Consider the following 13009-nt stretch of genomic DNA (forward strand, 5'->3'; position numbering starts at 1 on the left):
AAGCAAGCAACTCAATAAATCTGAAAATAACACTAATTATTTTACAGCCCGCTCAGTTTTTCATGGGGATTTAAAAAGAACATCTTTTTCCAGCCTTGGCTTTGCGCGGTCATTAACCATGGATATGGCAGTAGTGATAAAATAGAGTAATGAACATGAGGTTGTTTACCGGCCGCATTTCCTGTATCTCCTAAGCTCCCAATTACCTCATTGCTAGACACTATGCTACCGGCATTAACGGCGTAACTTTCTAAATGGGCAAAATAATGAAACCGCCATTTAGGGCCAAGTACAGCCACTACTTTCCCACCACGGTTAAGTTCACCCGCGTAAACAACAATGCCAGTGACGGATGACACAACCGGTGTGTGTTTTTTACCAAAAATATCGATGCCTTTATGCACACCTGATTTACCCCAAGGGCCGTACCAAAAGGTATTGTGATTCCAATCATTTGCTGTAGCACCTTTGACTGGGATCACTATTTTTTCAGGTATCAGCATGCCGATAGCCAGTAAAATAAGCAGTGTGAATCCTAGGTATTTCATCACTTTCATGACAGCTTCCTTGTAATCGTTTCAGAGTAAAATAGCTTACTAGTGTTTTATACGCGTGCAACCAGCCACTCACACAGCTCATGCGTTAAGCTATCTTTTTTAAGCTGTAATTGATCAACTTGCTGTGCTTTAACTGCTATTATCCATGCCTCTAGCATTGACTCAAAACCCCGTTTATAAAGCGTTGCTTGCCAATCGTTTGGCATTGCGCCCTGCTGCATTCCATTTTTCATAGTGGTCATATGAGTTAGTGATTCAATCCGCCACTTTTCATTCAAACCGGTTATTTCAACAACTTCTTCATTGCAGCCACTTAATCTATCCATAGCACCTTGAAATAACCGCCCCTCAAACTCAAAGCAAATATGTATGGCTGCCAATAAGCCTTGTGGATCTAATTGTGAAAACACCTGTAACTGGTTAAGTTGATCAAAACGCTCTACATTTGCAAAATGGCATAAACTATCAACCACATGAATGAAGTCATCAAAAATAAAGGTGCGCGGCTGTGCTGGTAAATTTAAGCGGTTTTTTTGCCATTTAAGATGGCGTATTTTTGGCTTTGCAATATCGGCCATACTTGGTAAAAAGCGGCGATTAAAGCCTAAAAATAATGGCGTGTTCTGTTTAGTCGCCAACTCAATAAGCTCACTCACTTCACTAAAGCTATAAGCTAGTGGCTTATCTACAAACGTGGCAATTTTTTGTTCAAGCGCTTGCTTCGCAAATGTAAAGTGCGACTCGGTATTAGTGTGGATCATCACCCCATCTGGTTTGCACGCCAGTACTTCCTGGTAATCTGTAAAATATTTTTCTACTCGATACTGCTTTGCCAATTGCGTTAATGTTGTGAGGTTTCGTGTACAAAAAATAGGGTCGATCTGCGCATGTTGCGTAGCAATAGGTAAATAGGCTTTTTGTGCTATATCACCAAGTCCTACTAAAGCGATTGTCAGCTGACTCATTTTACTGCTGCCCTTACTAGATAAAGAAAACCAAAATACAGCATATCAAGTTATTATTTAGATTGATAAAACAACTACAAATTTTAAACAATTTAGCTAAGAAAATGATACCAAAAAGACGTAAATAGCCGGTTAATTTACCTAACTGATCGTTCTAAATAAAATGTTGCGTAAATATTCAAATATAACTTTACTTGTGCTCAAAATCGGATTAAATTCGCCGCAAAATTAACCAACCAAAAATAATTGCCAGCCATTAAAACACCTCCAAGCAATTATTTATGCCTTTTAATCGGATATTTTAATGGTTGAGCTCGCTGTCGGTCATAAACCAAATAACCCACTTGCCCCTGTCATTGGCTTGTCTTTTTTTGCTATCGCATCAGGCTTTTTAATGAGCCTAATACCACTGTCATTGAGCGCCTTTGAGCTTGATAATGAACTAGCCTCTTGGCTGGCCAGTGTGTTTTATCTTGGCTTATTAATGGGTGCTTTTTTTATTGAGCGTATTGTTGCCAAAATAGGCCACCGTCATGCATTTCTCGCATTTTTGGGGTTATTAATTTTCAGCGTTGCAGCACAGCTAATTTTACCTAAAGCCAGTGTGTGGCTTTTAGCTCGCTTTGTGGCAGGTATTGCCGTGGCCGGCGTATTTGTGGTGGTTGAATCTTGGTTACTAATGACCGACACAGCCAAAGCGCGGGCAAAAAGATTAGGCCTGTATATGACATCCCTATATGGCGGCAGTGCAGTTGGTCAACTGGCTATTGATCCGCTTGGCACCAGTGGCTCAGTCCCCTATTTGTTTGTCATTGCTTTATTGTTTTTAGCGATGTTAGCACCGCTGTTAATTAAATCTGGGCAACCGCAGAGTCAACACTCGCAAAAACTACAATTAACTGAGTTAAAAAAGCTCAGTCGCCCAGCAATTTTAGGCTGCTTAGTTTCAGGATTAGTACTTGGCCCAATTTACGGTTTAATGCCGGTGTATATTGCAGCCCAAAGTGACCAAGCCGCTTTTACTGGCACCTTGATGGCGGTGATTATTTTAGGCGGCATGGTAGTACAACCGCTGGTGAGTTATTTATCAACACGAATGGCAAAAAGCTTATTAATGGCACTATTTTGTTTATTTGGCGCGATGGGCGTTGTTGGCATTATGCACGCAGTGCACTTCAACGTATTAATGGCCAGTTACTTTATTTTAGGGGCTGCAAGCTTTGCACTTTACCCTATTGCCATCACCTTAGCGTGTGACGCATTGCCAATTGAAAAAATCGTCTCAGCAACGGAAATCATGTTACTGAGCTACAGCTTTGGCTCGGTCTTTGGGCCGTTGCTTGCAGCCAATTTATTTGATTCTGCTAACGGTATTATGCTGTATTTAGGGGGCTGTTTATTCACCACCTGTATTTATATGCTGATCAAAAGTCTTAAAGGCATTTCCACGGACAATACCCCAGTGGCTGGATAATCGAAAAACAAAAACCCCACATTGATACGCTCAATATGGGGTTTTCTAAATACTTTGCTTTAATCTATAATGAAAGATTTTCTTTAGCTCGCGACAGGTTATGAGAAACCATGACGCTGTCTGCTATTTGTGCAGCTTCATAGAAGTCAGAAAGGCCAGCCGCATCATTGTTTGCCATCATACGAGAAACACCGCGGTTGCTTAATGCAAATGAAGTTAGCTCACGCACTTTCATTCTTGGCCCATCACTTTGCTTTAACAATGCAATTGCTTTGGTACAAACTGCTTCAGCTTGCTCGTAATTTTTTGACTTCACATTCAGTGCGCAGCTATTAAATGACTCTTCTAATTGCAGAGGTGCAGTCTCTTGCTCGATAACCATTAATTTGTAATCACTCTGATCAGCCATAACAGCCGCTGAGCAAGTAAATAATGAGCAAAGAGCAATGGTTTTGATAAGTGTACGTTTCATGATTATATTCCTATTTGGTGATTTACCTAAGTTGTGTCGTATTTATTGCCGACAATTAAACTTTAGTGCGTTGGGGCAATCTCGACAAACGATAAAAATAAACCTAATAGGTGAATAAAATTAACTCATAGACTTTAGTCTAATACCATTTAATGAGTAATTAATATGAATCTAACTGACATCAGTTAATATTTTCAAAGTGGCGTTTTTGTTACCAAATTGATAACTTGTGAATTTACATATACACTCACCTGTACCTAACTCTTGTGCACTTTAATGTACTTATTCGGAAGTGATCATGCTGCCAAAATTCTTAGCTATTACATTGTCGGTGTTAATATTGTTCAACCTGACAGCTTGTGGTTCTGGCTCTACAAGTAATAAACCTGAGCAATCAACACAACCTGATACGACGACTCCTATCGATAATAGTGCAATCGCTGATTACCAGGTGATTATTTATGGTAACAGTCACAGTGCGCAATTAGGCGCAATGCTTAAAACACTTGTCACTAGTCAGCTGCCAAACAGTACAATAGAAACAATAACAATAAGTGGTCGATTTTTAGATGAGATTGTCGCCGTGACTGGAAATTTAGAACAATTACAGCAAAACAGTTGGAGCCACGCTATATTTCAAGGACAAAAATATTCCCAATCAGGAACCGTTGATTACCCTACAGATGAGACCCGGCGTTTAATCGCAACTGCCAAGACAAACAATATCATGCCTATTTTATTCCCTGAGCACCCGCAACGAGGCAATCCTGCTGAAGCTGATCGTGTCTATAATTTACATCAATCGATTAGCCAACAAGAGCCCAGTTGTGTTGCACCTGTAGGTCTGGTTTGGAATCGTGTATTAGCCGCGATGCCAACAGCTAAGTTGTACAATGCTGATGGAAACCATGCCTCTTATGCAGGTAATATGCTGACCGCCATGACCTTTTATGAAGTTATCACTGGTGAATTAGCCGATGCGATCCCCTTCACTTCGGCTCTTGAATTAGAGCAACAACAACACGCTCTGTTTGGGCAAATTGTTACTCAAGTACTCGCTGAACATCCCGCTTGTCCTAACGCTAATTAGCCCTTATTTTATGTGACAATTTAACTAAAAACTAAGTTAAGTTTGCCTGTTGTTATTTCCCATACTACCTTTTAGTAAAGCTGTAACTTTTTTATTATCTAAATGAAAATTAGGAAGGGAAATTATATGAAAAGAATTAGCATCGTTTTAATTTCAATTGCACTAAGTGCTTGTGCATCATCCAATACGTGGGAAGGTATGTCTGAAGGTGATATCGCGCAATGGAAGCAAATTGGCTTTGATGCACAACAAGCTCAACAATGGCAAGAAGAAGGCTTTTCGCCAGAATTATCTGAGCAATGGTCAAGTGCCGGGTTTGACCTTGAAAGCGCCACTGATTGGAAAAAACACGCATTTAAAGCCGAAGATGCAAAGCGTTGGAAAGTTGCTGGTTTTTCATTAGATGATGCTATCGAATCTCGTGAAAAGGGACTAACTCCTATCTCTAATAACTAATACCTCAGCTAGAACCAGTAAAATGGGTTTTCAGCAAACCCATTTACTTTGCCAAAATCAATCCGTAGCCGATCACTTAACTATCAACTTAGAATGAAAACCGAGACTTCCTCGATTAGATAAATTAATAAAAATAAATCGGTTTCTGTACATTTAACGTATAGATAGGTAAAGCAGTGGAACTACTTCCGCTGTTAAGCAAGGAACAACAATGTTTTCATTTTTCAAAAAAGATCCACTGAAACAACTCAACAAACAATACAGTGCTAAACTTGAACAAGCCATGTTCTCACAGCGAAATGGCGATATTAAAGGCTACTCACAACTCACCTTTGAAGCAGAGCAAATACTCGATAAAATTAAAACACTCGAAAACAATATCACTTAAATAAGCCACTGCTATTTTTTTCGAGAGCGCAAGTATCTATGTGCTAAGCCCAAGGCCTTTAAGCTAGGTTACTTTGAAAACTAAGAGATCAAGAAGTGCAGATGCGATAGGTAAGTTTTTACGCTTTACTATTATTTTGCTGTAAGTCATCCACTAATAAACCGTATAAGGCTGAATCTGAAATCACACCATTGATTTCCCAGCGTTTACGTAATAATCCCTCTTTAATAAAACCAAGACGTTCAAGTGCTTTTGCCGATGCAATATTGTCAGGATCCAATTCTGCCTCAATCCGCCTTAAGCCAATCTCTTGAAAGCCATAGTTTAGTAATGCTTGTACTGCTTCAAAAACCAGCCCTTTCCCCCAGTATTGAGGACTGAGAGCATAACCAATTTCAGCACGCTTTGAATCAGGTACATAGTTATGCAGCATACATTTACCAATCAACTGTTGGGTGGATTTTAAAATAATGGCCAAACAAACTTGTTTTTGTTGTTCGCTGGCAGCCTGGCTTGAGGCAATAAAATCAACGGCATCATCGTGTGACTGCCAAGGAGGTGTATGCCAATACTCCATAACGATTGGATCTGCAAAAATAGCGAGTAAACCCTCAGCATCATTAATATGCAGTGGTCGTAGTTGCAGACGTTCAGTGTCGATTATAGGCATAAACTTATTAGGCATAGCATCTCCTTGAAGCAATTAATCCAAAAAAGCAGCCTAACTTAGTTCCTAATTTAGTTCAAATTAATACGATCAAAATACTAATTAGAGTGCTTTTAAAACCCGATCCTTACGGGGTAAATAGTAATCATCGTAATCAAGGGACACGATAACCCGCTTTGCTCTACCAAGTAATTCAGCTCTGGGGACTAAACCAATTACTCTAGAGTCAGCACTATTATCACGGTTATCACCCATTGCTAAGTACATGTCTTCAGGGATGATAACGGGTGCAAAATTTTGCATTGCAGAGCGCTGTTTAGACAATTTAACTGCGTGCTTTATACCATGAAGATTCTCTATCTCTACGCGATTTATAGCGGTTTCACTCACTGGATCATAATTTAATTTTTCACCATTGATCACTAACTGATTATCGACCAAAGCTACGCTGTCACCGGGTACACCTACAACCCGTTTTATCAACCGATTTTGCGCTGCAACAGAATCAAATACAATAATATCGCCTGCTTGCGGCTCTGCAAGTTTCAACAATGAAATTTTCGTAAACGGCACGCGTAAATCGTAGGCCATTTTATCGGTAAAAATGCGGTCCCCTTCGACAATCGTTGGCTTCATTGAGCTTGTAGGCACTTCATACCAGTCGGCTACTGCGCTTCTAAACACACACATAAGCGAAATAAATACGATTAGGGAGCGGTTATTTTTCCATATTTTATACAGGTATTTCATTGTGTTGATCTATTTAATTTAGTAGTTCTAGATAGACAAAAACCTAAGCAATCCGTTCAGTTAACTTTGTAACAAAGTATGTCTTTGTGCTACTTAAAATAAGCTTTTAATACCACTCGTTTGTCGTAGTGATTTTTTAGCTAATTTAAAGGATACTATTTGGAAACAAATAATAATTACTACAAAATATATGGAAATTACTCAAGCCAAAACAACACTCGATAGCAAAGCCAAATTTTGTTTAGACCTCTTACCTGGCAAAATAATTGATATTCAATTTACCAACCCATTAACTGTTAGATTTAAATTGACCTTGATTGGCTATGAGGCAGGTAAGTACTTAATTTTAAAGTACCCTCCCCAAGCAAAAAACAGTCAGTATAGCGATGTGTTAAAAGAAGGTAATGGCGCAATAGTACGTTACATTGTTGAAGGTGAACGAGGTGAGTGTGTAGCATTTTCAACGACAATTTTAGCCATTGCCGTTCGACCAGAAAAATTAATCTACCTTACTTATCCTAAACAAATTGAAAGCCGACAACTACGTGAAGTAAATAGATTACAAACCCATATTCCAGCCAAAATTAGTATCAACAAAGATCAAAGATTTGACAGCGAAAATCTACTGCAAGGGATCATCATTGATATTTCCACCACCGGTTGTCGCTTTACCGTACATGTTAATTCTGGGTTCTTGGCTCTTAAAAAACGCCAAGTCTTCGTGCACTTACTATCCCCCATAGACAATGAAGCCGTAGTGATAAGCGCTCATGTGCGAAATAACCAGATGCAAGGCAACCGTTTAAATGTTGGGATTGAATTTGCGGGAGCAGAGCAGCAAAAAATGCATAATTTACTAGCCGCATACGCAATTGATATTGGCCAATGAGTACCCATTCAATATGAAGTTAATTAAACCTACAGAGAATCATCTCACAACAATGATGGGTTGGTTTTCTAACGAACAAGAACTAAGCAATTGGTCGGGTCCAAATTTCAGGTTTCCCCTTAATTTATATTCGTTTATTGAAGATCTCAACATGGGCTCACTGAATTCATTTGCACTTACATCAAATACGTCAGAGCTTTTAGCATTCGGGCAGTTTTATCAACGTTTAGATAAATGCCATTTAGGTCGATTGGTAGTGAACCCTCAGTTTCGCGGGAAAGGGATTGTAGGAAAACTGATGTCTCATTTATGTGAGCGAGGACGACAAGAGTTAAAACTAAACGAGTATTCTTTGTTTGTTTTAGCGCATAATGAAAGTGCTATCAAATCTTATCAGAAATTTGGCTTCACATTTGCAGACTATCCCGATGAAATACCATTAGCTAATTGCTTATACATGGTTAAATCATAATTTCAGCGGTTCAACGCTTAAATTACAAAGTTCAGCTGTCAGCTCTACTCTAAATACCAAAACCAGAGCTGACAGCTTACAAATCAACGCTTATTGATTTTTATACTGATCTTTGGCTTTTTCAAGCTCGCTATCGGTTATACCTAAAGAGGCTGCTGCTTCTTTAATTAACTGTGGCTGAGTCATTACCAAAGCCATTAACGCTTGCAGTTTCTCTGGTGGAATACCAAGCTGCTGTACTAGGGCCATTGCCATCATTGGGTTTTGAGTAAACGCTTGAAAAAGCTCATGCACTTTTTCGTCGCTTACGTTATGTTCTTTCAATGTTGCTATAATTGGATTCATATTCTTGCCTTACATCGCTTTTTAGTTACCTCAGTTATATGGGCATATAAATCAACTTTAAACCTACACAATTGAATTACTGAACTGTTAATATTACTTTTCCGGCATTTTCGTTACGCTCTAATATTTCATGCGCCTGCATAGCCTGTTGCCACGGCAGCGTTTCATAAATATTAAAATCAAAGCGTTGATTAGCGATATCATCATAAAACATTGCAACAAATTCATCGCGAAGTTGACGTTTGAATGCTTGGCTACGATTGCGCAGTGTTGATGCATGAAACGAAATACGTTTTTGCAATAAACGAGCAAAGTCTACTTCTGCAAAGCGGCCATCTAAAAACGCTAACATAATGATTTGACAATCCATTGCGGCAATCCCAGCATTTTTATTTAAATAGCGCCCTGAGACAGGATCAACAATAACGTTAGCCGTTAACTGATGGTGTTGCATGTATTCAACAAAATCGGTGGTTTTATAGTTAATCACGTGATCGGCACCGAGATCTTTAGCATGCTGACATTTTTCATCACTGCCGGCGGTGATCACCACCGTTGCACCAACACGTTTAGCCATTTGAATTGCCGCACCGCCTACACCGCTGGCACCTGCATGAATTAGTGCAGTTTGCTCTTGCTGTAAATTACCCAACTGAAACAGTGCGCCAAAGGCAGTTAAGTAGACTTCACTGATTGCTGCACCTTGTGCCATAGTGAGGCTTTTTGGTAACTGCATCAATTGGCTTGCATCAACAGCCACATATTCGCTATACGCACCGCCCGAACACAAGCTAAACACCGCTTGATTAAGCCAGTCATTATCTACCTCAGCACCAAGCGCTACCACAGTTCCTGCGCACTCTAACCCTAAAATTGGGCTGTCGCCTTTAGGTGCGGGGTACTTGCCTTGGCGCTGCATGCAATCGGCACGATTAACTCCTATTGCCGCCACTTTCACTAACACTTCATAAGGCTGTAACTGTGGCTTTTCAGTTTCGCTCAAGCTCAATTGCTGGTCGTGATGAGATATAAATTGCATTGTCGCTCCTAGATCGGTTGACTAAATTTAATCAATTTTACGCCATACTTCGGCTTCAACTAACTTACCATTTTCAGTTAAAGAATGATGCCATAAATTACCTTCGATTTTGTAATCAAAGGCCATGGTTTTTCCCAATAACGAGGGAATATTGCCATACGCAAATGTTTCAACAAACTGTTGGTTTTTAAGTGTATATTTGCCGCCACCAGCATAATGAAATTCACCATTTTTTTGCGTAATGTAGTTAAAGTGATTAGCGGTAATTAATTTAATTGACGTAAGCTCAGGTGCTTTGGCTGTAACAAAGCCACCATCAACAGCATATTTCCCTTCTACAAACTCCCAACTACCTAGCAATGGATTAGCCGATGCAAGCGGTGAGGCAAGTAATAAGCTAGTTAAAATCAGTGTTTTCATGAAATATCCTGTTCTGTCTTTTTATAGTGTTTTATCAATTGTACCTGTTACTTTATTAAACACGTATCAGACTTGTGGCTAATTTATACAAATCGCCAACTTTGTTTGTAAGGGTATACGTCATAAACGTAGCCCGCATTAATTTGCGTTTGACATTGCTGCCAAAACGCAGGGCTAAATAAGTCGTTATGCTGCTCACTAAAATAGTTAAATGCACGCTGATCCGCACTAAAAAACACCTTAAATTGACTCGGAAACACGTCATTTTCAGCAACGTCGAAATAGCTTTCATTACTGAGTTCATCAAAGCTATTTTCACTACTGGGTAATTGCCTGAAATGACACTGGGTGAGCGGGCAAATTTCATCATAGTCATAAAAGACCACGCGCCCCCAGCGGGTGACGCCAAAATTTTTCATCAACATGTCACCGGGGAAAATATTCGCTCCAGCTAAGTCTTTAATTGCTTGACCATAATCATGCATTACCTTGCTCAGTTGGTTATCATCACAGCGATTAATATATAAATTAAGCGGGGTCATTTTACGCTCTACATAGACATGCTTAAGCACTAATGCTTTGTCAGCAATCGATATACTACTGGCGATATCAGCCTGCATTTGGGCAAGCAGTTCATCACTAAAACGGCTTAAATCAAATGCCAAATAGCGAAACTCATGAGTGTCGACCAAACGCCCTACTCTGTCGGCTTGTTTAACAAAGTCATACTTCGCCATTACCTGTGCTTTGGTGGCTGTTTTTGGCGCATTAAACTTATCTTTTATCACCTTATAGACATAATCTGAGCCGGGCGTGGTAAATACCAGCATCACCATGCCTGGCGTGCCAGGGGCGGTAATATACTTATCCTCAATGGGGCTATTTTTTGTAGTATCAACCTTGTAGCGATAGAACTCAGTTTTAGCATGCTTAATAAAGCCAATAGCATTAAATAGCTCAAAGCGTTGTTTATGAGGCATCAGTACAGATAAGTAATCAACATACCGCGCAGGTTGATCGGTATCGACCATAAAGTAAGTACGTGCAAAACCAAATAATAAACTGAGTTGATCCGCTCCCATCATTACAGCATCTAACTTTAAGCCTTCATCAGTATTTAAAATAGCGATCGCAAAAGGCATATTATCGCCATTTTTAGCAATGCAGCGGCCAATCACGTAACAGGCTTTGTTTCTAAAAAACAGCGAATTAGCGTATTCGATATAGCCGTCGTTTAAATTCATTAATTCATACACTTGGCGGCACTGTTGCTTCGCACCTAACTTGAGCGTAGCTTGTAAATTATCAATGTCTTTAGCTAAATCGGTAAATTTAACCCGAAAAGCTTGGCGGTAAATAAGTTGCTGTACCGCATGCGTAAAGCCATTTTGTAAGGAAATGCGACTGACTAAATTATCGAAAGGCCTTGGTTTTGCACGATATTTGGCTTTTAGTACAAACAAATGCACAGTGCGAATTTTTTTGTCATCCCAAATTGAGCCAAAGGTTGAATTAAAAAAGGTATGTGCAATTGGCTGATTTTCATGCTCCGCGACCATTTGCCCATAAATATGTTTTGCCCGTTGCCAAAGTAGTGGCTCGTTTAGTTCTTGAAAAGCAATGATCCGTACTGCTTCACTGACATTTTTTACTTGCCGTTCGTAGACTTGTAATCGCTCGCGCATTGCCGATTGTACGCCTTGCCATTGCTGTTGCTCAAAGCGACTTTGCGCCCCCAAAGTGATATTTAAAAATTCTGCAAACATGGCTTCAAAACCTGCAAATACCGCACGTGCTAATTTAGTAGCAATCACTTGCTGTAGCGCGTTTTCTGGCTCATTTAATAATGGGTATTGCGGCTCTAATTCAGGCATATTTTTATCACTTATGGCGACTATTTCTCATTATAGGTTTACACACCTTAGCAAGCAGGCTTTAATTTAGATAATTAATACAGCGAATGAATAAGATTGATCAAATGAATATACGCAATGTCGATCTCAACCTGCTGGTGTACTTAAATGTACTCATAGATGAGCAAAATGTCTCTAAAGCAGCGAATAAACTGGCGCTCACCCAACCTGCTATGAGTAATGCCTTAAAGCGGTTGCGTGATTTATTTGACGATCCTTTACTCGTTCGCGCCGCAGGCTCAATGACCCCAACCGCAAAAGCACTGAGTTTAAAGCCCGAAATTGAAGCGTTATTAAAAATGGCGGAGGCAATTACTCAACCCAGTGACATTTTCGACCCTAGCACTGCACACGTGACTTTTCGCATCATGGCCAACGATTATTTAGAATCAACCTTAGTCGCCCCTTTTATTACTGCGCAACTTAACAAACACCCTGGGCTTAATTTTGATGTACTCAGCCCAAGTGATGTTAGCCTACAAGATATGGAAAAAGGCACTATTGATTTAGCTATCAATCGCTTTAATGGTTTGCCTCGCTCGTTTCATCAAGCCAGTGTATGGCGCGACAATTACTGTTGCTTAATGCACCCCGCAAACCCTTATTTAAAAAAACCGGACTTGGAACAATATTTAGCGAGTGAACATATTTGGGTTAATCGTGCAGGCTGGGGAGCAGAAGCGGCGGTGACCAATAAATCAGGCAGCCAAAAACTAGGTTGGGTAGATGAAGCACTGTGGCAACTTGAACAAACGCGTCATATTCGAGTGTTTACTCGCCACTACATGGTAGCCAGCTTGCTGTGCCAATCACCGCAATTAATCGCAACACTGCCACGACGACAAGCCAAATTGCTAACCGAGCACACTGAGCTGATTATTAGCCCAGTGCCATTTCAAATTGTGCCGATAGAAGTAAAAATGCTCTGGAGTCCGCTGCTTCACCATGCTAGCCCCCATCAATGGTTACGCCGCGAATTATTAGCCTTTGCGCAAACTATTGCTGACAGATAAGCTGTTAAACACGACTAAATATGATTTAAATAGCCATAAAAAAATCCGTAATTAGTAAAACTAAGTACGGATCATTGACGCTGCGCTTGTCATTAGCGG

Annotated in this window: 16 protein-coding genes; 7 read left to right on the forward strand and 9 right to left on the reverse strand. The window is 40.0% G+C overall.

What is annotated here, in order from left to right; all coding sequences use genetic code 11:
- Nucleotides 1–41 precede the first annotated feature (41 nt).
- Together V7783_RS02930 and V7783_RS02935 are read right to left on the reverse strand one after the other, a co-directional pair.
- On the reverse strand, nt 42–557 hold the full coding sequence (locus V7783_RS02930; RefSeq protein ID WP_335677462.1) for a M23 family metallopeptidase: 516 nt from the start codon (nt 555–557) through the stop codon (nt 42–44).
- A 47-nt stretch (nt 558–604) separates the two neighbouring features.
- A complete protein-coding gene (locus V7783_RS02935; RefSeq protein WP_335677463.1) occupies nt 605–1522 on the reverse strand; it encodes a Gfo/Idh/MocA family protein in 918 nt (305 codons plus the stop codon).
- A 304-nt stretch (nt 1523–1826) separates the two neighbouring features.
- On the opposite strand from V7783_RS02935, the gene V7783_RS02940 reads away from it, so the two are divergent.
- Nucleotides 1827–2996 (forward strand): MFS transporter, encoded by a 1170-nt coding sequence (locus V7783_RS02940; protein ID WP_335677464.1) that lies wholly within the window; start codon nt 1827–1829, stop codon nt 2994–2996.
- 64 nt (nt 2997–3060) lie between these two features.
- On the opposite strand, the gene V7783_RS02945 is transcribed toward V7783_RS02940, so the two are convergent.
- The gene (locus V7783_RS02945) at nt 3061–3468 is read right to left on the reverse strand and encodes a hypothetical protein (protein ID WP_335677465.1); all 408 of its coding nucleotides are present in this window, start codon (nt 3466–3468) and stop codon (nt 3061–3063) included.
- Nucleotides 3469–3766: 298 nt separating this feature from the next.
- On the opposite strand from V7783_RS02945, the gene V7783_RS02950 reads away from it, so the two are divergent.
- The 3 genes from V7783_RS02950 to V7783_RS02960 all read left to right on the forward strand — a co-directional run bounded on the left by V7783_RS02950 (nt 3767) and on the right by V7783_RS02960 (nt 5402).
- Nucleotides 3767–4558, forward strand: coding sequence for a hypothetical protein (locus tag V7783_RS02950; RefSeq protein WP_335677466.1), 792 nt, complete (start codon nt 3767–3769; stop codon nt 4556–4558).
- A 126-nt stretch (nt 4559–4684) separates the two neighbouring features.
- The gene (locus V7783_RS02955; protein ID WP_335677467.1) at nt 4685–5014 is read left to right on the forward strand and encodes a hypothetical protein; all 330 of its coding nucleotides are present in this window, start codon (nt 4685–4687) and stop codon (nt 5012–5014) included.
- Nucleotides 5015–5225: 211 nt separating this feature from the next.
- Nucleotides 5226–5402: a DUF6435 family protein gene (locus V7783_RS02960; RefSeq protein ID WP_335677468.1), complete on the forward strand. Its 177-nt coding sequence runs from the start codon at nt 5226–5228 to the stop codon at nt 5400–5402.
- A gap of 118 nt (nt 5403–5520) precedes the next feature.
- On the opposite strand, the gene V7783_RS02965 is transcribed toward V7783_RS02960, so the two are convergent.
- Both V7783_RS02965 and lepB read right to left on the reverse strand, forming a co-directional pair.
- Nucleotides 5521–6087 (reverse strand): GNAT family N-acetyltransferase, encoded by a 567-nt coding sequence (locus V7783_RS02965; protein WP_335677469.1) that lies wholly within the window; start codon nt 6085–6087, stop codon nt 5521–5523.
- An 84-nt stretch (nt 6088–6171) separates the two neighbouring features.
- Entirely contained in the window at nt 6172–6819 is a 648-nt protein-coding gene (gene lepB, locus V7783_RS02970) for a signal peptidase I (RefSeq protein ID WP_335677470.1), read from the reverse strand.
- A gap of 190 nt (nt 6820–7009) precedes the next feature.
- On the opposite strand from lepB, the gene V7783_RS02975 reads away from it, so the two are divergent.
- Both V7783_RS02975 and V7783_RS02980 read left to right on the forward strand, forming a co-directional pair.
- Nucleotides 7010–7708: a flagellar brake protein gene (locus tag V7783_RS02975; protein ID WP_335677471.1), complete on the forward strand. Its 699-nt coding sequence runs from the start codon at nt 7010–7012 to the stop codon at nt 7706–7708.
- A 13-nt stretch (nt 7709–7721) separates the two neighbouring features.
- Entirely contained in the window at nt 7722–8180 is a 459-nt protein-coding gene (locus tag V7783_RS02980; protein WP_335677472.1) for a GNAT family N-acetyltransferase, read from the forward strand.
- Nucleotides 8181–8270: 90 nt separating this feature from the next.
- Here the strand turns inward: V7783_RS02980 and V7783_RS02985 are convergent, their stop codons facing one another.
- The 4 genes from V7783_RS02985 to aceK all read right to left on the reverse strand — a co-directional run bounded on the left by V7783_RS02985 (nt 8271) and on the right by aceK (nt 11858).
- Complete coding sequence (locus tag V7783_RS02985; RefSeq protein ID WP_335677473.1) at nt 8271–8525, reverse strand: DUF2999 family protein; 255 nt, start codon at nt 8523–8525, stop codon at nt 8271–8273.
- A gap of 76 nt (nt 8526–8601) precedes the next feature.
- Nucleotides 8602–9564 (reverse strand): zinc-binding dehydrogenase, encoded by a 963-nt coding sequence (locus V7783_RS02990; RefSeq protein ID WP_335677474.1) that lies wholly within the window; start codon nt 9562–9564, stop codon nt 8602–8604.
- A 27-nt stretch (nt 9565–9591) separates the two neighbouring features.
- The gene (locus V7783_RS02995) at nt 9592–9984 is read right to left on the reverse strand and encodes a hypothetical protein (protein ID WP_335677475.1); all 393 of its coding nucleotides are present in this window, start codon (nt 9982–9984) and stop codon (nt 9592–9594) included.
- Nucleotides 9985–10067: 83 nt separating this feature from the next.
- Nucleotides 10068–11858, reverse strand: coding sequence for a bifunctional isocitrate dehydrogenase kinase/phosphatase (gene aceK / locus V7783_RS03000; RefSeq protein WP_335677476.1), 1791 nt, complete (start codon nt 11856–11858; stop codon nt 10068–10070).
- A gap of 104 nt (nt 11859–11962) precedes the next feature.
- Here aceK and V7783_RS03005 point away from each other — a divergent pair, with 104 nt between their 5' ends.
- Nucleotides 11963–12910 (forward strand): LysR family transcriptional regulator, encoded by a 948-nt coding sequence (locus tag V7783_RS03005; RefSeq protein ID WP_335677477.1) that lies wholly within the window; start codon nt 11963–11965, stop codon nt 12908–12910.
- The last annotated feature ends 99 nt before the right edge of the window (nt 12911–13009 follow it).

The organism is Pseudoalteromonas sp., from assembly GCF_036960685.1.
Classification (GTDB): domain Bacteria; phylum Pseudomonadota; class Gammaproteobacteria; order Enterobacterales; family Alteromonadaceae; genus Pseudoalteromonas.

Coding starts and splice junctions, on each gene's coding strand:
- V7783_RS03005 (WP_335677477.1), top strand. CDS start 11,963: ATGAATATACGCAATGTCGATCTCAACCTGCTGGTGTACTTAAATGTA.
- V7783_RS02985 (WP_335677473.1), bottom strand. CDS start 8,525: ATGAATCCAATTATAGCAACATTGAAAGAACATAACGTAAGCGACGAA.
- V7783_RS02980 (WP_335677472.1), top strand. CDS start 7,722: ATGAAGTTAATTAAACCTACAGAGAATCATCTCACAACAATGATGGGT.
- V7783_RS02960 (WP_335677468.1), top strand. CDS start 5,226: ATGTTTTCATTTTTCAAAAAAGATCCACTGAAACAACTCAACAAACAA.
- V7783_RS02975 (WP_335677471.1), top strand. CDS start 7,010: ATGGAAATTACTCAAGCCAAAACAACACTCGATAGCAAAGCCAAATTT.
- lepB (WP_335677470.1), bottom strand. CDS start 6,819: ATGAAATACCTGTATAAAATATGGAAAAATAACCGCTCCCTAATCGTA.
- V7783_RS02930 (WP_335677462.1), bottom strand. CDS start 557: ATGAAAGTGATGAAATACCTAGGATTCACACTGCTTATTTTACTGGCT.
- aceK (WP_335677476.1), bottom strand. CDS start 11,858: ATGCCTGAATTAGAGCCGCAATACCCATTATTAAATGAGCCAGAAAAC.
- V7783_RS02945 (WP_335677465.1), bottom strand. CDS start 3,468: ATGAAACGTACACTTATCAAAACCATTGCTCTTTGCTCATTATTTACT.
- V7783_RS02940 (WP_335677464.1), top strand. CDS start 1,827: ATGGTTGAGCTCGCTGTCGGTCATAAACCAAATAACCCACTTGCCCCT.
- V7783_RS02995 (WP_335677475.1), bottom strand. CDS start 9,984: ATGAAAACACTGATTTTAACTAGCTTATTACTTGCCTCACCGCTTGCA.
- V7783_RS02935 (WP_335677463.1), bottom strand. CDS start 1,522: ATGAGTCAGCTGACAATCGCTTTAGTAGGACTTGGTGATATAGCACAA.
- V7783_RS02955 (WP_335677467.1), top strand. CDS start 4,685: ATGAAAAGAATTAGCATCGTTTTAATTTCAATTGCACTAAGTGCTTGT.
- V7783_RS02950 (WP_335677466.1), top strand. CDS start 3,767: ATGCTGCCAAAATTCTTAGCTATTACATTGTCGGTGTTAATATTGTTC.
- V7783_RS02990 (WP_335677474.1), bottom strand. CDS start 9,564: ATGCAATTTATATCTCATCACGACCAGCAATTGAGCTTGAGCGAAACT.
- V7783_RS02965 (WP_335677469.1), bottom strand. CDS start 6,087: ATGCCTAATAAGTTTATGCCTATAATCGACACTGAACGTCTGCAACTA.